The organism is Clostridium collagenovorans DSM 3089 (assembly GCF_900130005.1).
Classification (GTDB): Bacteria; Bacillota; Clostridia; order Clostridiales; family Clostridiaceae; genus Clostridium_D; species Clostridium_D collagenovorans.
The window spans coordinates 350,350-373,304 of record NZ_FQXP01000004.1; the positions used below are offsets into that span (position 1 = coordinate 350,350).

The window sequence follows — 22,955 nt, forward strand, 5'->3', positions numbered from 1 at the left end:
ATGAGAAATATATTAGAAACTATAAGTTTAAATAAGTACTATGATGAGGGTGAAAATCTTGTAAAGGCTATAGATAATACTAATCTTCAAATTAAAGAGGGAGAGTTTGTTGCAATAGTTGGTAAATCAGGTTCTGGTAAAAGTACATTACTGCATATGCTTGGAGCCTTAGATAGACCAACAAGTGGTAAGATCCTAATAGATAATAATGATATTTCAAATATGAAGGAAGAACAGTTAGCTGTTTTTAGAAGAAGAAAAATAGGGTTTATATTTCAATATTATAATTTAATTCCTTCAATAAATGTTTGGGAGAATATAGTTTTACCAATTGGGCTTGATTCAAGAAAGGTAGATGTTGAATTTGTGGAAGAGATACTTAATACTCTGAATTTACAAAATAAAAAATACAATATGCCTAATACTTTATCTGGTGGTCAGCAACAAAGAGTAGCTATTGCAAGAGCGCTAGCATCTAAACCTTCAATAATTTTAGCGGATGAACCAACTGGAAACTTAGACTCTAAAACAGAGGAAGAGGTATTAACTTTACTTAAACTTACGGCAAAAAAATATAACCAAACTATAGTTATGATAACTCATGATGAAGGAATTGCTCAAATGGCAGATAGAGTTATAAAAGTTGAAGATGGTAAGGTGGTAAGATAATGAGTACTTTATCAGCTTTGGTTAAGGGGAATTTAAGTAAAAATAAATCAAAAAATATATTGGTCATTATAACGATTATTTTAACAACGGTGCTTTTAACTTCTGTTGGACTTATTTGTTTTGATTGGATTGAAGGAAACAAGCAAAGAACTATTGAATACTCTGGTAGCTTTCATGGAATTTATAAAAGAAGTACTGTGGATGAATTGAGGATAATAGAAAATAATTTAGATATAGAAAGCTTTGGAGTTATTAAAACTATAGGATATGCAGAGAAAGAGGAAAGTAAGTTATCTATAGCGTATGCAGATGAAAATGCTATGAATATGAATAATGTAAAATTTATAAAGGGTTCTGCACCAATTAAAGAAAATGAGGTAGCAATACAGGAGGGATATCTAAAGTTATTAGGTATTAAAGCAGAAGTAGGAGAAAAGATAACTTTAGAATATGAATCCAGAGAAAGTGAAGAAACCATAAAAGAGGATTTTATAATAAGTGGAATTATTGAAACTTCAGAAGCTAACTTAGCTAATAAAAAATATTCGGCTATGCTATCTGAAGAGTTTTTAAATAAAAAAGCAAATTCTACTGATATGACCTTTACCACATATATACGAGTAAAGGGAGAAGATAAATTATCAGGTACTGAACTTAAAGAGAAGATTAAGACTGTGGCAGGAGATATTGGCATAGAAGAATATAGAGTAAAAATTAATGAAGATTATATAAATGCTTCTAATCCAGATCCATCTGTTATAGGGGGTGGAATAGTAGTTGCTTTAATAGTAGTTTTTTCTAGTATGCTTGTTATTTATAGTATTTTTTATGTATCAATAATAAATAAGGTTCAAGAGTATGGAAAGCTTAGAGCTATTGGAGCTACGAAAAGACAAATAAAAAGAATTATTTTCAGAGAGGGAGTTATTTTAGCTACTATATCAATTCCTATAGGAGTAATTCTAGGATATTTTTTATGTGACCTTATAATTATAAAACTTATCCAATTGGACAAGTATAACATTGGTGGATTTAACCTACCAATAATAATGGGAATTGTAATAATAAGTTACTTAACTGTTTTTATATCCTTAATAAAACCTATGAAAATTGCTTCTAAAGTATCACCAATAGAAGCTATAAGATATACAGAAGATAGTAAGGGGAAAAATAATAGACGAGGTTATGAAGAGCTTACATTAAAAAAAGTAACCTTTGCAAACCTTTCAAGAAATAAGAAAAGAACATTTATAACTTTAACTTCACTTGCTTTAAGTGGAATATTATTTATAACAGTATCAAGTTTATTGTACAGTATAGATGCTAAGAAAATGGCTAATATGCACAGTTTAGGAGATATTACTTTATCTTTAAGTAATTATAAATTTGAATCAGAAATGACTACAGATATGACCATAGGTAAGCTTCATGATAATAATCCTTTAGGAGAAGAATTAAGAAATAGAATAAAGGATATACCTGGGGTTGAAGAAGTAAATAAGTCCATAGGCACAAGTGCAAAGCATATTAATAATACTTCAGGTGAAGAGATTGTGGTATCCTTTGGTGAGTATGAGGAAGATTATTTTAAAGAAATAGAAGAAAAATTAGTTGAGGGAGAAGTTAAGAAAGAAAGATTGCTATCTGGAGAAGGTATAATTTACGGATATCCGGATTTTGCTAAAGAAAATGGAGTTAAGGTTGGAGAAAAGATTAAGCTAAAAATCATGGATGGAACTGATTATGTTGAGAAGGAATTTACAGTAGATGCCATTAGTGCTGTTTATGGAGATGAGTTTTTAATTCCAAAGTCTTTAAGAGAAAAGATACTTAAGAAGGATTTAACTAATGCAGTTGGTGTAGTTGTAGAAAAGGATAAGATAAAATCTGTTGAGGAGACTTTAAAGGCAATGGTTGAAAGCAATGGATTCATAAAAGTATCAACCTTAGAAGAACAAATAAAATTAAATGAAAAGTCCTTAGAAGCAACTAAGGTTTTAGGATATTCTTTAGTTATAATAATAGGTGTAATAGGCTTTATGAATCTTGTTAATACAATGATAACAAGTATTTTAGCAAGAAAAAAGGAACTAGGAGTACTTCAAGCTATTGGACTTTCAGACAAGCAGCTTATAAAAATGTTGCAAATAGAAGGATTATTTTACACTGTAGGAACTTTATCTGCTACTTTAACTATAGGAAATATAATAGGGTATATGTCTGTTATAATGTTTAAAAATTCAGGAGCTTCTTATGCAACATATAGTTATCCTGTAATACCTACTATAGTATTGATTATAGCAATAACTTTAGTACAAATATTAATAACCTATTTAATAGCTAATAATTTTAAAAAGGATTCCTTAGTAGATAGAATAAGATATAATGAGTAATTTAAAGAGTAATATAGTATTAGTTTTCTATACTTATAATTAATAGATTTTCATAGAGTTCTAAGTAAAATTAAGGATTTAAGTTTGAAAAGCATATTAGGTATTTTATAAATCTGAGTTTTAAATGGCTTTGTATATATTAAGTGATAAGAAAGAAAATCTACTAATTATTATTGCCCCAAAATATATATAAGTAAAACCATGTATAACTAGGAGTTTAAAAACTAGAAGAATACATGGTTTTATTAATATATAGATTTTTATGATATAATTCAGTAAGTAATGACGTAAATGGGGGTATTTTATATGAAGAACATATTATTAGTAGAAGATGATGTATCCTTAAGTAGAGGAATAAGTTTCAAGCTTAAAAGAGAAGGATATGAGGTGTTTTGTGCATCAAAGCTTCAAGAAGCTTTAGATATATTTAATAACAATGAAATAAATTTAGTAATTAGTGATATTGGACTAGAAGAAGGTGATGGATTTCAGCTATGTGAGGAAATAAGAAAGAGGAGCAATGTACTTTTAATTTTCTTAACCGCTTTAGATCAAGAAGTTGACATAGTTACGGGATATGATATAGGTGCGGATGATTACATAACTAAACCATTTAGTTTTATGGTTTTAATATCTAAGGTAAATGCACTAATGAGAAGAATTGCAAAGAAAGAGGGGGTAAAAGAAGTTATAGAGTGTAGAGCTTTAAGCTTTAACCCCTCTAAAATGCAGTTATTAATAGAAGGAAATGAAGTTGTTTTAAGTAAAAATGAATATAAACTATTAAGTTGTCTTATAAATAATCCATTGCAAATCATAACAAAGGAACAGCTTTTAGAGTCTTTATGGGATAAGGATGGAGTATATGTAGATGAGAACGCTGTTGCTGTTAACATAAGACGACTTAGAGAAAAGATAGAAGAGAATCCATCAGAGCCTCTTTTCATTAAAAACATAAGGGGGATAGGCTACAGATGGAATGAGGAGTGTACTAGAGTATGATAAGTAAGATGGTATTTGAACCGAAGTTTAAAAAAATATGTTTTTTACTTAGCATTATTATGATAATTACAGCTTCTATATTTTTAGTTTTTCAATATGAAAACCTTAATAATATACATAGAGAAAAGATAAGAACCTATGAGAGACTCATTGGAACTTTAGTAAAGCAACATCCTGAAGATGAAATTTATATAATAGAAAGCTTCTTTAATGAGAGTAAGGAAGACTCTACTTATGGAGCTAAGATTTTAAAAAAATATGGTTATAGCTTAGAAAATGATATTGAAAGACAAAGCAGCTTTAGAAAAATTAGGAGATCATATTTAAGAAATAATTTTATAGCAATAGGGAGCTTCTTAATAATAATATTTTTAGTGATAACTTACATTTTGCTTTATCTCTTAAAATATTTAGAGAAAATATCTTCGGTTTTAGATGATTTTATAAAAGGGGAGTTTAATTATGAAGATAACTTAGCTGATGAAGGAATAGTAAATGTAATAGAATCTCAACTTAATCAACTTGGGAGAAGTGTAAGCTTTAACTATAATAAACTAGAAAGTGAAAAGGAAAGTTCTAAGTCTCTTGTAACAGATATATCACATCAATTAAAAACACCCTTAGCTTCTTTAAGTATGTGCAATAGTATTCTAGAAGAGGATGAACTTACAAAGGAAGAGAAAAAAGAGTTTTTGGACATGAGTAATAAAAATATAAGTAAACTTAATGCATTAATAGATTCTTTAGTTAATATATCTAGATTAGAAGTTGCTATGATAAAACTAAATCCACAGAAAAATAATTTAAGAGATACTATATTAAAAGCTTATAATAGTGCTTATATTAAAGCAAAACATAAGAATATAGATATTGTATTAGGAGATATAGAGGAGTATACTATTACAAAACATGATAAGAAATGGACAGAAGAAGCTATTTTTAATGTTTTAGAAAATGCAATAAAATATAGCAATAAGAGTGAAAAAATATATTTAGATGTAGAAGATAGTTTAAACTATATAAAAATAAATATAAAGGATAATGGAATAGGAATAAGCAAAAATGAGTTCAATAATATTTTCAAGAGATTTTATAGAGGCAAGGAAGTTGAAAAGCTTGAAATAGAAGGCTCTGGGGTTGGATTATATTTAACTAGAAAGATTTTAGAAGATCAAAGTGGAAGTATTATGGTTAAATCAGAAAAGGGTAAGGGAAGTACCTTTAGTTTGTTTTTGCCTAAAATATAAGATAGGATGTGAATATAATGAATACTATGAAGTTGTTAAAGCCTAGGGCTTTAAAAAGGGGTGACAAGGTAGCTACTATAAGCTTATCAGCTGGTACTGCTGGAGAAAAGGATATTTTATGGAGATATGAACAAGGGAAAAAGAGATTAGAAGAAGTATTTGGTCTTGAGGTTGTTGAAATGGATAATACCTTAAAGGGGTGTAAGTATTTATATGAACATCCAGAAAAAAGAGCAGAGGATTTAATGAATGCTTTTAAGGATACTTCTATTAAAGGAATATTTACTTGTATAGGTGGAGAAGAAAGTGTAAGAATGTTACCTTATATAGATTTTCAAGTTATAAAAGAAAATCCTAAGGTATTTATAGGATATTCAGATACAACTACAACACATATGATGTGTTTAAAAGCTGGTATTTCAAGTTTCTATGGACCAGCAATTTTATGTGATTTTGCTGAAAACATATCTATGTTTGATTATACAAAGCATTGGCTTGAAAAGGTTTTATTTAGTAATGAAGCAATAGGAGAAGTGTATCCATCAGATGTATGGACTAGTGAGTTTTTATCATGGGAAGAAAAGAATAAAAACACTGCAAGGAAAACTAATAAATGTGAAGGACCAGAATTATTACAGGGTGTAGGAAAGGTCCAAGGACATTTAATAGGTGGATGTATGGAAGTTCTAGAAATGCTTAAGGGGACAGAACTTTGGCCTCAAGAGCAGTCATGGGAAAATGCTATATTATTTTTAGAAACCTCTGAAAATAGAACTCCTCCTGTATATTTTGAATATTGGCTTAGAAATTATGGAACACAGGGAATTTTAAATAAGGTTAATGGGATAATCTTTGGAAAACCTTATGACAATAAATATTATGAAGAATATAAAGAGATAATATTAAAAATTGTAAGAGAAGAATTAGGACTTAAAGATTTACCTATTATGATTAATATGAACTTTGGACATACCGCTCCAATAATGACAATACCTTATGGTGCTTTAGCAGAAATAGATTGTGATAAAAATAAATTTTCTATATTAGAAAGTGGAGTTTTATAATCTTAGACTTAAGCTAGAAAATTATAATGTTTATAAATAATATAGAAAGTGTTTTATTGAATCTTATGAGGGCATTATATAAGGGAGGCGTTTAATATGACTAATAATAATCTTAGAGTGGTTGAAGTTGTTGAATATAATCCAAACTGGCATATTGAGTTTAAAGAAGAAGCACACAAGCTTAGAGATATTTTAAAAGATGAGATTGTGGAAATACACCACATAGGAAGTACATCTATTCCTAATATGAGTGCTAAACCTGTAATAGATATATTACTTGAGGTTAGGGATATAAATGCAATTGATTATTACAATGAAAAAATTCAGCAAATAGGATATATACCTAAGGGTGAGTATGGAATAAGAAATAGAAGGTTCTTTTTAAAAGGTGAGAATGATAGAACGCATCATATTCATGCTTTTGAAACTGGTGATACTGAAATAAAAAGACACTTGAACTTTAGAGATTATATGATAAATCATCCCGAGGAAGCAGAGGAATATAAGAATTTAAAAAAGGATTTAGCTTATAAATTCAAATATGATATTGATAAATATATAGAAGGCAAAGATGCATTTATTAAAAATATAGATTTAAAAGCAAAGCAAGAATTTACTGAAGGTTTTATGAAATAGCTTGAAAAATTTAAATATAAGTGGCTTAACAATAAGAGTATATATAGATATATTAGCTTTGAAGGTTTAAATTAGCGCAATATATGGGTATGTTTACTCTTAAGGTCAAAGCCACTTTTTTTATTGTATATAAAAAATCTTAAAAAAAGTAAAATTATACTTTTAAAATAAATTATTTTTATTTATAATAAATTAGTCTTAAAAAGTTTAAGATATAAACTATAGGTATAATAAAAAAGTAATTTTATGAGTTTCACGGTTTATATGGTTAGTGCTTAAATGGAAAATATATACTTTGAATTTAGGTATGTTTAATAGAGTTTAGTATATATTGTAATCTTGAAACTACATTAACTAACTTTGTTTTAAGGTGAATTTTAAAAAGCTATAAAATAAGTAAAGTTTATTTAATTAATCATATATAAAGAAGTAATCTAAAGAAAACTAAGTTAAAATATATAAGATAAAGGATAATTAATATGGAGAAAACAAAACTTGTAGGAAATGAAAATGAGAGTAAAGAAGTGTGTATTGAGAAGAATAAAGATTCGTGGAATGATAGCAGCTATGAGGCTTGGGTAAACAGATTTGGAATGCCAAGTGAAGCAATACAAAGGATAACTAAGGACCCAGCTAAAATGGTTTCAAGTATTTATGGTAAATTTGGAGATGTTAAGGGTAAAAAAATAATGAATCTTATGGGCTCTAATGGGACTAAGGCAGTGTCATTAGCTTTATTAGGTGCAAATGTATCAGTTGTAGACTTTTCTGATGGTAATAAAAAATATGCTCTAGAATTAGCACAAGAAGCAGGAGTAAGTATAGAGTACATATTATCAGATGTTCTTAAATTATCAGAAAGTAAATTAAGTGGAGACTTTGACATTGTATTTGCTGAAATGGGCATATTACATTATTTTTCAGATTTAAAAGTGTTTATGGACATAATATATAAGCTACTTAAGAAAGATGGTATCTTTGTAATTAAGGATTTTCATCCAGTATCAACTAAACTCATTACTTCAAGAGGCTCTACAGCTAAGGTACGTAAGCACAAGGTAACAGGAGATTACTTTGATAAGGAACTTAAAGAGAAAAATGTGGCATATTCTAAGTACTCTGATGAAAGTGATGAAGAGTCAAAGGTTTTACTTCGTCTTTGGACATTAGGAGAAATTGTTACAAGTATTGCAGAAAGTAATTTAGTAATTAAATGTTTAGATGAAGAACCTAATCAGTCATCAGATACTTTTGATAAGGGTATACCTAAGATTTTTACAATTGTAGCTAAGAAAGCTTAATAATAGAGATGATACAAAGTAAATTAAATACTTTTAAATTTTAAAGTATAGTATTAAGTAATATAAGCCGGCGATTATATTAAAAGTATAATTGCTGGCTTTATGTATTATTTGCATAGGATTGTATATTTACAGTAATTACAATATAATATCAATATATCAAAAGATTTAATTAAATTTACAGAAGAATAATACGGGGGACATCAATGGTAATAGCGTATCAAATAGGGATCTTTTTAATAATAGTAATATCTTCATTTTTCGGCTTTAGAGCTTTATTAATATCAGTAATTTGCATAGTAGGTTTTAGCTTGACTAATATTTTTACATTAACATTGCTTATGGTACAAATGACAACAATTGCAGTATCTACAGCAATAGGAATGGTTATTGCAACTATAAGGTTATTTATGGACATGCCAAGGCTATTTGGCAAATTTCGTTATTGGCTTAGTGAGAAGATATATAGTTTGAGAAACTCTTCAAAAAGTTTTTTGCTTAGTTTTATATTTGTAAATTTTCTAAGATATCTTTTAACTTGGGCATTTTTTATAGTATGTGAATTTTTAGTTCCAGGTGGAAATATGAGTTCAGCTGGAGAGATAATGGAGATGGTTATGGGGGTATTATTCATAGGTTATTTCTATTCTATAATATTCATAGGAAGAAAAATAAATTATGAAAGTGATTCCTTAATTGAGAAAGGAAGCCTTACTAGCTTTTTAGTCGCATGTGGAAGTATGTATTTAGCATTTAGTCATATTCAAAGATTTTCATATGTTTTATTTGCATAGTTATCTTCAAGATAATCAAAATTATAAAATTGAGCTATAGATAGTTAATTAACTCTCTATAGCTATAAATAGGTTCATTTAAAGATTAGAATTGAACATAAAAAATTTAAGCAGTATTGTGAAGAATATCTATGATAAGAGGTATAGCTTTATATGGTAAATAGAAATAATATATTAGATTGTGGTAAAATAAAGTTGTAAATTGATTATGTACACTTTATTGGAAGGGAGAAGAGGAATATGAGCTTCAATGAAGGCTATAATAAATCTGAACTTTTAGCTATAATAGAAAGTGAAAAATTTAAAGAGATATTTATAAAAAACAATATATTTAATGTTTTAATATTTGGAAGTCTATATACAGAGGAGTTTAATGAGGAATCTGATGTAGATATTGCAGTCATTGCTCAGAATAAAATTCCTTTCAAAACTGAGATAAATATAACATTAGAACTGGAAAAATTATTAGGTAGAGATGTTGACTTTATAGATATAAATGATGAAAATATAAATAACATTATAAAAATAGAGGCTTTAAATAGTAAGAAAATAATAATAAATGATGAGCTTCTAAACAATGCTATAGAAAAATATGATAGATTATATAAAGAAAATAGAGAATTTTGGGATATTTTAGATAGAGAGGTTTTGGGTAATGAATAAGGAAAGATTAAAAAAATTAATATATGATTTGGAAATAACAAATAATGATATTGAAATTTCATTAAAGTTATTAAAAAACAATATAGATAATGGTGACTTAAAAAGTGAGTTCTCCAATAGTTTAAAGTATAAATATTTAAGTTTGTTTATTATATATGAGGATTTTATTTCTATGTTACTAAAAGAGTATAATTTATATGAGATAGGTTTGTCTGTTGATAAAGCCATAAAGAAATTAAGGGAAAGAAATATATTAAATGATAATCAAGAAGTATACTTAAATTCAGCTAGATTAATTAGAAATAAGATAGGACATAGGTATAAGCAACCCTCAATAGAAAGTATAATTGATTTTCTTGAAGAGAATGGGGAAGCTCAAGAAAGTATTCATAATTATATAAAGAGCTTTATATAAGTTGAATATTATAAGAATTTTGGCCATAAAAAATTAAATTAAGCATTTTAAAACTGATATGATTCAATTCATGTCAGTTTTCTTAATTTTAATAAAAAATTTCATATAAAATAAATCTTTGGGAATAATAAAGGTTGCATTTGTTAAAAGAAAAAAGTAGGAGAAAGAATAATGAAAAGTAACAAAAGAACCAAAGGATTTAAAAAAGTAATTTTTATGATTATGGCTATTATGTGCGGTATTGGTATTAGCGTCATACCAAGTACAGAGGTTATGGGAGAAAGCAGCAGCAATATGAAATATTCTGTGGAACTATCTCCAAATAAGAGTTATGTTGAAAGTGGAGAAGTTGTAAAGGTTAAATTACATGTAGAAAACGACACAGAAAAGGATAACTTTGACTTTAAAGCTAAACTTATGATAGATGGTAATAGTGAAGTTATTGGTAGTGATACAAAGGAAATAAAGAAAATTCCATTAGGAGAAAGTACTGAAATTATCTGGGAAGTGAAGGCGAATACTGGAGCTTCTAAGATATTTATAGGGGTAATAGAAAAGAATAATAAAGCCTTTGAAATAAAAGCAAGCAATATTGCAGTTAAGGGAGAGGGATGGTTTATAGGTGATAACCATACCCACACAAAATATTCTGATGGTCAAGGTACTATAGCAGAAAATTTTGATGCTGCAAGAGAAGCAGGACTTAATTATGTGTCTATTACAGATCACAATAACTCTTTGGGCTGGAATGATGCCCAAAGAGAGCAGGGGGAGGATCTTATAGTTATAAGAGGAAATGAATACACTTCAAAATCTTGCCATGCAGTTATTATGAATGTAAGTGATGAAAAAAATTATTCAGGAATGAATACAAATGAGCTCTGCAAATATATAAAAGCTTCTTATAAAAATCCACTTGTATATGCAGCACATCCCTATGAAAGTGCATATACATGGCAGGAAGAAGATTGGAATTGTGATATAGACGGAATCGAAGTATGGAATGGTTGGTGGGGAGCTAAGTACAAGCCTAACTGTGATGCCTTTTCTAAATGGGATGAGCTGAACAAAGAGGGTAGACATATTTATGGAATAGCAACTACTGATAATCATGAATCTAAATATATAGGAAAGACATACACAGTAGCATATCTAAAGGAATTTTCTAGTGAAGGAGTAGTTGAAGCTCATAAAAAAGGTCATATTTATGGGTCTAATGGTCCAGTAATTGATTTTAAAATAGGAGATATTATGATGGGAGATGACCTTCATATAAAAAACAATAAAGTAGTTACTGTTAAAATGAGCGGAAAGTATCATGAAAAATTAAGTAAGGTAACTTTAATAAAAAATGGAGAAATAATTTATAGCAAGGATTTAGATAATAATGAATTTAATATAAGTCAAAATGTACAGGTAAAGCCAGGAGATTTTTTAAGAATGGAAGTTCAAGGAAAAGAAAGTGAACATCTTAAACTAGACTGTATAGCTTTTGATTCTGCACCCTTTGCTTTTTCTAATCCAATTTTCATAGTTAATAATAATTAAGGAGAATTACATAAAAGCAATTATAGAATATAAAATTAATATTAATAAGAGACCATATTATTAAAGTAAATAACAATATAATACTTCGCAAAGGAGTACAAAGTATTATATGTTATAAATTAGGTCGCTTTAAAGATGGTCTCCTAAATTTTGCAGAAAAATTACTATTTATATAAAAATAAACTAGCTTTTAAATTAAGCGTTAATAACAGCTAAAACTGTATTAGGGTCAGTTATTAAAGTTACACCTTCTGGAACATGGATGTCTTTTGCACATACTTTATCCTCAAATGTCATTTTAGATACGTCTATATCAATGAATTCAGGAATTTTTTCTACGTTACCTTGGAAATCTACAAAAGAGGTAAAAGTTTGAAGTACTAGTCTTTTAGCTTCTAAAGCAGACTGTCCTAAGTAGTTAACAGGAATTCTTAATTTTATTACTTCATTTGGTTTTACATATTGTAAATCTAAGTGTAATATTTCACGGAAATTGCTTTTTTGAACTTCTTTAACTACACAATTAAATTTTTTATCATTTAAAGTTAATGGAATAATTGAACCCTTAGAATTACACTTAAGCATCTTAGCTAACTCTACATTTTCCATTTTTGCAGAAATTGGTTCAGGAAGAAATTCACCGTAAATTACGCAAGGAGTAAATCCTGCACTTCTAATTTGTTTTACATTTTCTTTTTTATTTCTTTCATATAATTTAAAAATTATGTTTGACATAATAAGCCTCCAATCGTATGTAGTTTTCTACAATAAATTATTTTTAAACTCTATAGAGGTTAATGCGCTTATCTCATTATAAATTAGGTAAGCAACTAATTATATTGAATGGTTTTCACTTTCGAAATATGTATTAGCCTCAATTAGTCTATCAAGGTGATAATAACATAAATATAAAAATAAGTAAAAAATAGTGTATCTATGTAAAATGACTTTAAATGACTTTATCTATGGAAATATCGGTTTTACATCATAAATCTCAAGAATTTACAATGAATTGCAAGAATTTAAAAAAAATATGATTATTATTTAAAAAAAATAAAAATAGATAAGTCTATTTGTTGATGGATTTACTTGCATCTTTAATGCTAAAAATTAATACGGGAAAGTATATAACTTCCCCGTATAGTATATTTAAATATCTAATATTAACTTTAGCAAAGACTAAGATAGGCTCTTTCTAGCTTCATCACAGAATAAAGAAATATACTGACAAATCTCATCTATACTATGAAGTGAATAAGGTATATTTTCGATATTATACCAAGTGGATACAGAATCGCAAAAGGCATTTGAATCTATCCAAATAAGATATAAAAGCTTATCTAATATATTTTTACCTTTAGCTAGAATTAATTTTTCAGTTGTGTTTAAGGAGCTATAGTTTTCTAATCTAACTTTTGAAGTTTCTATAAGATTAAAACAATATTTAACAACTAATTCATTGAAGGAAAATATAACTTCTTCAACACTGTCATCTTCTAAGGTGTCAATTAAGTCATTTATATAATCTACAATTTCATCATTAGGCATATTACTTTTTAACTGTTTTAAATTTTTGATGCATTCCATTCTCTCTTCCATAATTACCTCCAAGGTTAAGGTTTTTGCTTATGCAAAGCCTCATAAGGATGTATATTGTGAAATATAGATTATCTATTTTATAAAAGTTTTAATATTAAAGCTTTAATATTAAATAAGAAGAACTTATGATTTATATACAATATGATACATTCCTTATTCAGTATAACTTACATAAACTTAACTAAACTTTAATTAAAAATAAAGTTTGGGTTTAAAGTATTTCATAAAATCCTTTACTATAAGTATATGAAGTAAAGGTGAGATTATAGATACCTAAACGTGACCAAATTTATAGCACTAAAGTATGTTTTTTTATTTAAAAATACAAAAGAATTTAAATTTTATATATAAATTTATAACTTTATAAAAATATAAATAGGAATTGATGATCTTAAAAAGGTAAAGTATAGTACGGTTATTTAAAAAAAGGTTTCTATACAGAGTGAGAATATTTATTAATAACTATGTTACAGGGTAGAAAAGTTATCTAAAGAACTATGTGTATCAATTACAAAGTAGTAATTTAAAGATAAAAAAAGAACTAGAATTTCGAATTCTAGCTCTAAGAAAGGAAGTGAATTACTTGATTTAAATTTGTTAGTTCTGTTGAAATAAATACCCTTGTAATTAATAAATACCCTTCATATTTTAACTTAGTAGGATGGATAACTTTTTTGCCCTTAAAGATTAATAGTTATAGTTGTTTTTGATTTCATTGAGATTAGTACACATATTCTAAAGAATGGAATAAAGAAAATGATTTAGCTAATCTCCATATGAACGTAAACAATAACGTTGAATTGACGTTATACTACATAGTATAAAATAATACCCAAGAATGTTACAAAAATATTTTTAGTTAAGAGGTAATTATAGGGCTTTTTATAAAGAAATAAATTGCTTTTAAAGAATTTTATAGAAGACAAACGAAGAAAATATATTAGGTAGAATCTTAAATATTGAGAGTGGATTATTCTGAATTAATAAAATAATAAGAAAATATATACAAAATAAAGGTTGTTTATTATAGTTTTATGTTATATAATTAAGTCAAATTTGTAGAATATATTGCTAGGGGTGCCTTTAAAGGCTGAGAGGGATTGAAAAATCCTAACTCTTAAAACCTGATGTGGATAGTGCCATCGTAGGGAAGCAAAGTTACTTTAATATTTAATTTAGTAATTATAGCTTGCTGTTGCAAGCTTTTTTATTGGAAAAATATAAAATTAACTCCTAGTATAATTAAAGGCTGGGGGTTTTTTTATTTTTATTAAAAGTGCTTATACTTACAATGACTTATTAAGCTTATCTAGAATAAAGGCCTATTAAAACAATATATCTCAATTTAATTTAGTTTATAAGTAAAAACTTAAGAAACTATTAAAAAACAGGGGGATATAAAAAATGAATTATACTACTCAAATGGATGCTGCTAAAAAGGGCATTATAACTAAGGAAATGGAAATTGTTGCTTCAAAGGAAAACATGAAGGTAGAGGAACTAAGAGAATTAGTTGCAGAGGGTAAGGTAGCTATTCCTGCTAATAAGAACCATAAAACTTTAAGTGCTGAGGGAGTAGGACAAGGCTTAAAAACTAAAATTAATGTTAACCTTGGAATTTCAAAGGATTGTCCAGAATGTGAAAAAGAGTTAGAGAAAGTGAGAGTAGCTTTAGAAATGAAAGCTGAAGCTATAATGGACCTTTCTAACTATGGTAAAACTGAGGGGATGAGAAAAAGAATAGTTGAAATGTCAACAGCTATGCTAGGAACAGTTCCTATTTATGATGCTGTAGGTTTTTATGATAAGGAGCTTAAGGATATAACAGCTGAAGAGTTTTTACAGGTTGTAGAAAAGCATGGGGAAGATGGTGTAGACTTTATTACTATACATGCTGGAATTAACAGAGAAGCTATAAAGACTATTAAAGAAAATAAAAGACTTACTAATATAGTTTCAAGGGGTGGATCTTTATTATTTGCATGGATGGAGCTTAATAATAAGGAAAATCCTTTTTATGAGCATTTTGATAAATTATTAGATATATGTGAAAAATATGATATGACTATTTCTTTAGGAGATTCATTAAGACCAGGGTCAATTGCTGATTCAACAGATGCCAATCAAATAAAGGAATTAATAGTTTTAGGTGAGCTTACTAAAAGAGCATGGGAAAGAAATGTACAAATTATAGTAGAAGGTCCAGGGCATATGGCTTTAAATGAAATAGAAAGCAATATGGTTATACAAAAGAAATTATGTCATGGTGCACCTTTTTATGTGTTAGGTCCTCTAGTTACAGATGTAGCTCCAGGATATGATCACATAACTTCAGCTATTGGGGGAGCAATTGCTGCTACCTATGGGGCAGACTTCTTATGTTATGTTACTCCAGCTGAACACTTAAGACTTCCTAACTTAGATGACATGAAAGAAGGAATAATAGCAACTAAGATAGCTGCACATGCTGCAGATATAGCTAAGGGTATTAAGGGCGCAAGAGAATGGGATAATAAAATGAGTAAAGCTAGAGCTGATATTGATTGGAACACTATGTTTGATCTTGCTTTAGACAAGGAAAAAGCTGAAAGATATAGAGCAGAGTCAAAACCACATGATGAAGAAAGTTGTACAATGTGTGGAAAGATGTGTTCTATGAGAACTATGAAAAAGATATTAAATGGAGAAGATTTAAATATATTAAGAGACTAAAATAAAACTCAACCTATAGAGTAGGCTTAATCTTAGAGTCTACCCTATAGGTTTTTATATTATTGCTATTAATAAATTATTTATGTTGTATAATAGGGCTAAGGATATAATTGGGGAGAGTAGACATGATAATAAATAAGGACAAGGTATACTTAAAGTTTTTACTTATTCGTATACTATTAAGTACAAATTTAATTTTATCTATTAGAGTTTTATACATGATAGCTTTTAATATTTCATATGGGGAAATAGGGGTATTGAGGTCTATATTTGCCTTTACTGTTACCTTCTTTGAACTTCCTACAGGAATAATAGCAGATAAGGTAAGTAGGAGATTATCTATGCTTATAGCCAGTGTATTTTTTTCAGCACACTCTATAGTATATATATTCTTGCCGAGCTACACAGGATTTATAATAGCACAAATAATGTTGGGAGTTAGTATTTCATTTATATCAGGTGCAGATTCATCATATTTACATAATTATATAAAGAATAATACAAAGGATGATTTTTTAAAGGTAACTGGAGATATAAGGTATATATCTAAATGGTTTTTAGCTATTTTATCTATAATTAGCTCTATAATTTATAATATTAATCCATATTATAATTTTGCAATTACCTTTATTATGGGTATTGCTGCTTTTATAGTTGTATTTTCATTGCCTAGAGATAGTATGGTAAGTTATATGGAAATATGGAAAAAAAGTTTTTTTAAGGAAGTATATATCTTGACTAAAGATGCTATAAAGAATTTACTAGAAAATAAGTATCTTATGAAAATAATAATATATACCTCTATAACCTTTACATTTTTGATTATTAACTTTGAATATTATCAAATACTTCTTCAAAAGCTGAATTTTCCAAGTAAATATAATGGAAGTTTATATGCAAGCTTTATGATATTTATGGGAATAGGATATAAAATTTCCTCTAAATTAGTTAGAAAATATTCAACGTATTCAATTTTTTATACATATATGATATTAATAAGTAGTACATTTTTTATTTTTAGTAAAACCTCAAGTTTATATATTGTGCTTTTAGGTATAATGGTGCAGCAAATTTGTTTTGGAAGTTGGGAACTAATATTAGAGAATATGGTATTAGAGGAATCACCAGAGGATAATATGAAAAGTACTATTTCATCTCTGAATAGTTTAGTTACCAATATAATAAAGGCTATTTATTCTTTAATATTAGCATTTATGTTCAGCAAGCTTGGATATAAGTTTAGTTATATAGTTATGGGAAGTTGTATAATAGGTATGGTTATAATTAATTATATTCTAACATTATTTAAGAAAGTAAGATGAAGATAAATTTTATATAAAATAGTCTTCTAAAATAAGAAATTTACTATTGTAAAGTGAATTTACTGTAGTATAATATAGTAAAATATATACTAATATAAAGAAAATTTTATAATATTTATTTTAATATCATTAAGGAGAAAAACATGAGAAAGAGCTATAAAAATCCAAAGGAACTAGCAACGCATTTAAAGGATTTAGTTGATTTATACTTTGAAGGACTTATGACTTATGAAAAGTTAAGTGATAAGATTATGGGTGTAGTTGAAGCTAATGATGGAATCAAAGATGGAAAGATTGCATCTAAATTAGAAGTTATAATTGGTGAAGAAGCCTTAGAAGTAATTAAGAAGATAATAGAAGAAAATAAAAATTCTTAATATATAGCTTTAAGATAATAAGCAACTTGGTAAAAGCTTAGTTTTGTAGAGAATAATTTCTGCAAAACTGAGCTTTTATATTACATTTAAATATAGAGGCAAATCAGTATAATATGCATCTATATTATATAGTAAAAAGAATGATATACTAAATTAACTTTATGGTGAGTATATATTAAAAAAGTATTTAAGTCTTATAAATGAACTTATTGTAAATGAAGAAGCTCATAAAAGGTTTATAAAAAAAATAAAATTTAGAAAATTGAGAAATTTATATTGAAAATATCTTTATTACTTATATAAAAAATAGGGGGAATTAAATTATGAAAGCAATATGTATTATAGGAAGTCCAAAGTCAAATGGGAGTACAGCATGTATAATGGACACAATTATAGAGGGAATGAAAGAAAGTAATATAGAAGTTAGAAGATATGTTCTTGGAGATATGGATATAAATTATTGCAAGGGATGTATGCAATGTTATAAGACAAAGAAATGTATTCAAGATGATGATATGAACATAATAATTGAAGATTTACTGGATGCAGACATAGTACTAATAGCTTCACCTTCTTATTGGGGTGATGTTACTGGGCAATTAAAGGTATTTTTTGATAGGTCGACTCCCTTAAGTGATACAAATGGAGAAACTTTAGTACCTAAGGGTAAGATAGGTGTTTCTATAGCCGTTAGAACAGGTACAAGAGTTGAAGAAAATATACATTTGATAAATACAATAGAACATTATTATGGACATTTAGGAATAAATCCAGTTGAAGGATTTACGGTAGAGAGAGTACAGTTTAAAGAGGATTTCAAACAAAATGCAGAAAAGGTAAAAGAAGCTTTAGATTTAGGGAAAAGACTTGTAGGGTTTAGTAAAAATAATCAGGAATAAAGTTAAGTGTATTAATAATGCTCATAATAGTAAGTATTAACAATATTATTTACTTTAATTAATTGAATTAGCAAAGTTTAGGTTCTATAATAAGAATAACTATATTAATTAAATTAGAAGATAAGGTTACTAATATAGAGAAACTGTGAAGAGGAGATGATAACTATGAGAGGGTTTAGCAAAAAAACTATTCTAGGGTTTATGATGATAATTTTAATTTCATTATTTACTGTGGGATGTTCTAAAACAGATAAGGTTCAAAATGCTTTCAATGAGTATAAGGATAAATGGATTGCTAAGGATTTTAAGTCTATGTATGCAATGCTGAGTACTGAATCTAAGGCATATATAACAGAAGAAAAGTTTGTAGAGAGATATAATAATATTTATGATGCCATAGAAGCTAATAATATAGCTATAGAAAACAATGGAGAGGTGGAAAAAGCAGAAAATGAAAATGTTCTTCCATTTAAATTATCCATGGATACTGTGGCGGGAAGTATAGATTTACAAGATTATAAAGTTAAAATCATAAAAGAAGATAAAGAGTATAAAATTAAGTGGGATGAGTCACTTATTTTTCCTAAAATGATTCCTAATGATAAAGTTAGAGTTGATGATAAGGAAGCAAGTAGAGGGAAAATTTTAGACAGAAATAATAAAGAATTAGCTGTTGACGGAGAACTAAGTATTATAGGTATACATCCTGTAGTTTTTGATAAAGAAAATAAAGAAGAAAAGATTAAAGAAATGGCGGAAACCTTAGATATTAGTGTTGAAACCATAGAAAGTAAATTAAACAATAATTCTAATCCAGATCATTTCGTACCTATAGTGGATATATTATCTAATGATGAAAAAACTAAAAAGTTAAGTGGTAGAGTAGATGAAGGCATTTTAATAAAAACCAAAAAATCTAGAATATATTCAGATAGTGAAGCATTAGGAGCTTTGGTTGGATATATAGGACCTGTGACTGAAGAGGAATTACAACAAAATTCAGGTAAGGGTTATGGTTTACATAGTTTAATTGGTAAAGCAGGAATAGAAAAGGTTTATGAAGATACTTTAAAAGGAAAAAATGGAGCTAAAATTTATATAGAAAGAGGAAGTGAAAGTATTCCTATAGCTGAAAGGGAGCTTGAGAATGGAAAGGACGTAAAACTGTCTATAGATTCAGAGTTACAAGCTAAAGTGTATGCAGAAATGAATGGTGATAAGGGTGCTGCAACAGCTGTTGATCCAAAAACTGGAGAGGTTTTAGCTATGGTAACATCACCATCATATAATTCTAATGTCTTTACAACGTATATTACAAAAGCTCAAAGTCAAAAATGGGAAGGAAATAAAAAGGCTGATATGGAGAATAGATTTAATGATGTGTATTCTCCAGGCTCTGTAATGAAGTTAATAACAGCAACAGCAGGATTAGATAATGGAATAATAGATATGACAGGAACTAAGGATATTAAAGGTATTTCATGGCAAAAGGATACTTCATGGGGTGGATACTCTGTTACAAGAGTTACTGACCCAGGTAGACCAATTAATTTAAGAGATGCAGTTAAGTATTCAGATAATATATACTTTGCGCAAGTTGCATTAGAGTTAGGAAGTGAAAAGTATATAGAAACTGCTAAAAAGTTTGGAATAGGTGATAAACTTGAGTTTGACTATCCAATGGATAATTCTCAAATATCTAATGATGGAAAGTTAGATAAGGAAATTTTATTAGCAGATACGGCTTATGGACAAGGTGAAGTTATGGTATCACCTTTAGAAGTTGCTTTGGCATACAGTGCCTTAGGAAACAAGGGTAATATAATGAATCCAAGACTAGTTTTAAGTGAAAATCCAGAAGCTAAGGTATTGAAAGAGAAAACAATATCTGAAGCTAACTTAAGTAATTTAGTAGAGGCATTTTCAGCTCCTATTAAGGATGCAGATGGTACAGCTGCTGGAGCTAAAATAAATGGTGTGAATTTAGCAGGAAAAACTGGAACGGCTGAAATAAAATCTTCACAAAGTGATGAAAATGGTAAAGAAGACGCTTGGTTTGTAGCTTTAGATACAGACGACTCTAAAATTGTTTTATCTATGATAATAGAAGATGTAAAGAATAGAGGCGGTTCCTCTGTAGTAATACCAAAAGTTAAAAATTCTATAGAATACTATTTAAATTCAAAATAGATTAGCGTATATTGTGATATAATGAGTAGAATAAGTGAAAATTATATATAAAAATATATGCAATGGAATAAGGAAGGTATTTTATGACAACAGAAAAAAATAATTCTATGAATGAGGATATGGCTAAAAAATTAGAAGGTTTAAATGCTAAGGAGATTTGGCAAGAGCTATATAATAAAGAGTTAAATACTAAGAAAACAGTACTTGAATATATTGAAATTACAAGAGCTCTTAAACATGTTAATGTAACAGAAAAGCAAATTCAAGATACTTATAATTTAATATATAAATCTATAGATGATATGGCAAGTAACATAAAGCCAAACACAATTATGTATTTAAAGAATCAATTGAAAGATCAATTAGGAAAGCTTGTAAAGGAGAAAGATCCAGGAGCTACTAATGAATTTATTGAGTTCTTTAAATTAGCTTATCCAGAAGGGGATAGAAGAAAAGATTTTACTTGGGTACTTATGGATATTAATAAAATTGTAGATGAGCAAATTTGGACTACAATAAAATATATTAATTCTTGGTGCATAAGAGATAAAAATAGATTAAGTGTAAAACAGAAAAAGGATATAATTCCTATGATTGAATTAATCTTAAAGAGAAATGATCCTAAGTATGTACACCCACTTAAGAATTTTACACAGCTTCAAAAAATACTTAAAATAAAAATAGTACCAGCAGGTAAAGGCTTTAAGGTACTTTATTGTAAGTAATATATAATTAAATATTTTCAAGGAAATAAATTATAAATCTGTAAATCAGAAAGTAAACTGCAAAGATAAGAATAGGATATAGAAAAGAGCTTCTCTTTTCTATATCTTGTTCTTTTTTTATTTTAAAATACTCATTTATGCTAGATAGGTTTATGTATTTAGGATTAAAGTTTAAGGTAATTAATAATGTATATAAAATATATTTTTTAAAGGACTTATAAAATAAAACTGAAAATAGGACTTATAAATTTTAAAAGTTATATTATTGAAAATTGCAATACAATCTATTAAAGAAATGAAATACTAAATACTTACAACTTAAGAACTGTAAGGATTTCAATTATAATTTAGTTCTCCTTTAATTTCATACATAATTTATAAAAATAGTTATTAATACAACTTAATATTGAAGATAGAAAATAGTGGTGTTATAATGACTTTGCAGGTGTATATACAGCTGTAATATTTTAGGACGGTGTAATCATGGAGAGAAACATTGTAGAGGATATCTTAAAGTTAAAAAAAGAAAAAAATGCTATTATACTTGCTCACTACTATCAACCAGGAGAGGTTCAAGATTTAGCTGACTTTGTAGGGGATTCCTATTATCTAAGTGAAATAGCTAAGGACTGTAAGGAAGATGTTGTTGTTTTATGTGGAGTTAAATTTATGGCTGAAAGTGCTAAGATTTTATCACCAAAGAAAACAGTATTAATGTCTTGTGAAAATGCAGGGTGTCCTATGGCAGATATGGCTAATGAAGAGGAATTAGTAAAATTAAAAGAAAAGTATCCTAATGCTTATGTAGTATGCTATATAAATTCAACGGCAAAGGTAAAGGCACATTGTGATGTATCTGTTACTTCTTCAAGTGCTTTAAATATACTTAAAAATATACCTAACAAAGAAGTTTTATTTTTACCAGACAAGAATTTAGGACAGTATATAGCAGAAGCATTTCCAAAGAAAGAATTTATTTTATGGGATGGATATTGTAAATACCATAATAAAATTGAGAAGAGTGCTATCTTAGATCTAAAAGATAAATATAAGGATGCTCAAATATTAGTTCACCCTGAATGTGTGAAAGAAGTTAGAGAACTTGGGGATTATGTAGGAAGTACAAGCGGTATAATAGATTTTGCTACTAAAAGTTCAGCTAAGGATTTTATTATTGCAACAGAAGAAGGCGTTTTACACCAATTAAAAAAGAAAAATCCTAATAAAAACTTTCATATTCCAGGCGGAAGAATATGTTGTGAAGATATGAAAAAGACTACTTTAGAAGGTTTATATGATACTTTACTTAATATGAAAAATGAAATGATTCTAGATGAAGATATTAGAGAAAAGGCATTTATTTCTCTAGAAAACATGCATAAGTTGGCTAAATAGTGAC

20 protein-coding genes and 1 riboswitch are annotated in these 22,955 nt (G+C 27.7%); of the genes, 18 read left to right on the plus strand and 2 right to left on the minus strand.

What is annotated here, in order from left to right:
- The 11 genes from BUA48_RS06035 to BUA48_RS06085 all read left to right on the plus strand — a co-directional run bounded on the left by BUA48_RS06035 (position 1) and on the right by BUA48_RS06085 (position 11,732).
- On the plus strand, positions 1-669 hold the full coding sequence (locus tag BUA48_RS06035) for an ABC transporter ATP-binding protein (protein WP_072831101.1): 669 nt from the start codon (positions 1-3) through the stop codon (positions 667-669).
- Positions 669-3,062 carry an ABC transporter permease gene (locus BUA48_RS06040; protein WP_072831103.1) on the plus strand — a complete coding sequence of 798 codons (2,394 nt, stop codon included), beginning with the start codon at positions 669-671 and terminating at the stop codon, positions 3,060-3,062. The genes BUA48_RS06035 and BUA48_RS06040 overlap by 1 nt, the downstream gene beginning before the upstream one ends.
- 306 nt (positions 3,063-3,368) lie before the next feature.
- Positions 3,369-4,064: a response regulator transcription factor gene (locus BUA48_RS06045; protein ID WP_072831105.1), complete on the plus strand. Its 696-nt coding sequence runs from the start codon at positions 3,369-3,371 to the stop codon at positions 4,062-4,064.
- A complete protein-coding gene (locus tag BUA48_RS06050; RefSeq protein ID WP_072831107.1) occupies positions 4,061-5,311 on the plus strand; it encodes a sensor histidine kinase in 1,251 nt (416 codons plus the stop codon). Before BUA48_RS06045 ends, BUA48_RS06050 begins: the two co-directional genes overlap by 4 nt.
- Positions 5,312-5,337: 26 nt before the next feature.
- A complete protein-coding gene (locus tag BUA48_RS06055) occupies positions 5,338-6,375 on the plus strand; it encodes a S66 family peptidase (RefSeq protein ID WP_072831226.1) in 1,038 nt (345 codons plus the stop codon).
- Positions 6,376-6,471: 96 nt separating this feature from the next.
- Positions 6,472-7,011 carry a GrpB family protein gene (locus BUA48_RS06060; protein WP_072831109.1) on the plus strand — a complete coding sequence of 180 codons (540 nt, stop codon included), beginning with the start codon at positions 6,472-6,474 and terminating at the stop codon, positions 7,009-7,011.
- A gap of 479 nt (positions 7,012-7,490) precedes the next feature.
- The gene (locus BUA48_RS06065) at positions 7,491-8,312 is read left to right on the plus strand and encodes a class I SAM-dependent methyltransferase (RefSeq protein ID WP_072831111.1); all 822 of its coding nucleotides are present in this window, start codon (positions 7,491-7,493) and stop codon (positions 8,310-8,312) included.
- Between the two features lie 206 nt (positions 8,313-8,518).
- On the plus strand, positions 8,519-9,106 hold the full coding sequence (locus tag BUA48_RS06070) for a hypothetical protein (protein WP_072831113.1): 588 nt from the start codon (positions 8,519-8,521) through the stop codon (positions 9,104-9,106).
- 240 nt (positions 9,107-9,346) lie between these two features.
- Positions 9,347-9,769, plus strand: a complete 423-nt coding sequence (locus tag BUA48_RS06075; protein ID WP_072831115.1) for a nucleotidyltransferase family protein — start codon at positions 9,347-9,349, stop codon at positions 9,767-9,769.
- Positions 9,762-10,184, plus strand: coding sequence for a hypothetical protein (locus BUA48_RS06080; RefSeq protein ID WP_072831117.1), 423 nt, complete (start codon positions 9,762-9,764; stop codon positions 10,182-10,184). Before BUA48_RS06075 ends, BUA48_RS06080 begins: the two co-directional genes overlap by 8 nt.
- Positions 10,185-10,355: 171 nt before the next feature.
- On the plus strand, positions 10,356-11,732 hold the full coding sequence (locus BUA48_RS06085; protein ID WP_072831119.1) for a CehA/McbA family metallohydrolase: 1,377 nt from the start codon (positions 10,356-10,358) through the stop codon (positions 11,730-11,732).
- A 195-nt stretch (positions 11,733-11,927) separates the two neighbouring features.
- On the opposite strand, the gene BUA48_RS06090 is transcribed toward BUA48_RS06085, so the two are convergent.
- A complete protein-coding gene (locus tag BUA48_RS06090) occupies positions 11,928-12,467 on the minus strand; it encodes a 50S ribosomal protein L25 (protein ID WP_072831121.1) in 540 nt (179 codons plus the stop codon).
- Between the two features lie 444 nt (positions 12,468-12,911).
- Complete coding sequence (locus tag BUA48_RS06095) at positions 12,912-13,331, minus strand: hypothetical protein (protein WP_072831123.1); 420 nt, start codon at positions 13,329-13,331, stop codon at positions 12,912-12,914.
- 1,063 nt (positions 13,332-14,394) lie between these two features.
- Positions 14,395-14,499: riboswitch (TPP riboswitch) on the plus strand.
- A 236-nt stretch (positions 14,500-14,735) separates the two neighbouring features.
- Here BUA48_RS06095 and thiC point away from each other — a divergent pair.
- The 7 genes from thiC to nadA all read left to right on the plus strand — a co-directional run bounded on the left by thiC (position 14,736) and on the right by nadA (position 22,951).
- Positions 14,736-16,043, plus strand: coding sequence for a phosphomethylpyrimidine synthase ThiC (gene thiC, locus BUA48_RS06100; RefSeq protein WP_072831125.1), 1,308 nt, complete (start codon positions 14,736-14,738; stop codon positions 16,041-16,043).
- A 125-nt stretch (positions 16,044-16,168) separates the two neighbouring features.
- On the plus strand, positions 16,169-17,365 hold the full coding sequence (locus tag BUA48_RS06105; RefSeq protein ID WP_072831127.1) for an MFS transporter: 1,197 nt from the start codon (positions 16,169-16,171) through the stop codon (positions 17,363-17,365).
- 143 nt (positions 17,366-17,508) lie between these two features.
- Positions 17,509-17,742, plus strand: coding sequence for a TIGR04540 family protein (locus BUA48_RS06110; protein WP_072831129.1), 234 nt, complete (start codon positions 17,509-17,511; stop codon positions 17,740-17,742).
- Between the two features lie 323 nt (positions 17,743-18,065).
- Positions 18,066-18,641: a flavodoxin family protein gene (locus tag BUA48_RS06115; protein ID WP_072831131.1), complete on the plus strand. Its 576-nt coding sequence runs from the start codon at positions 18,066-18,068 to the stop codon at positions 18,639-18,641.
- A gap of 165 nt (positions 18,642-18,806) precedes the next feature.
- Positions 18,807-20,831 (plus strand): penicillin-binding transpeptidase domain-containing protein, encoded by a 2,025-nt coding sequence (locus BUA48_RS06120; RefSeq protein WP_072831133.1) that lies wholly within the window; start codon positions 18,807-18,809, stop codon positions 20,829-20,831.
- 83 nt (positions 20,832-20,914) lie between these two features.
- Positions 20,915-21,556, plus strand: coding sequence for a hypothetical protein (locus BUA48_RS06125; protein WP_423231107.1), 642 nt, complete (start codon positions 20,915-20,917; stop codon positions 21,554-21,556).
- A gap of 483 nt (positions 21,557-22,039) precedes the next feature.
- Positions 22,040-22,951, plus strand: coding sequence for a quinolinate synthase NadA (gene nadA / locus BUA48_RS06130; protein WP_072831135.1), 912 nt, complete (start codon positions 22,040-22,042; stop codon positions 22,949-22,951).
- Positions 22,952-22,955 lie beyond the last annotated feature (4 nt).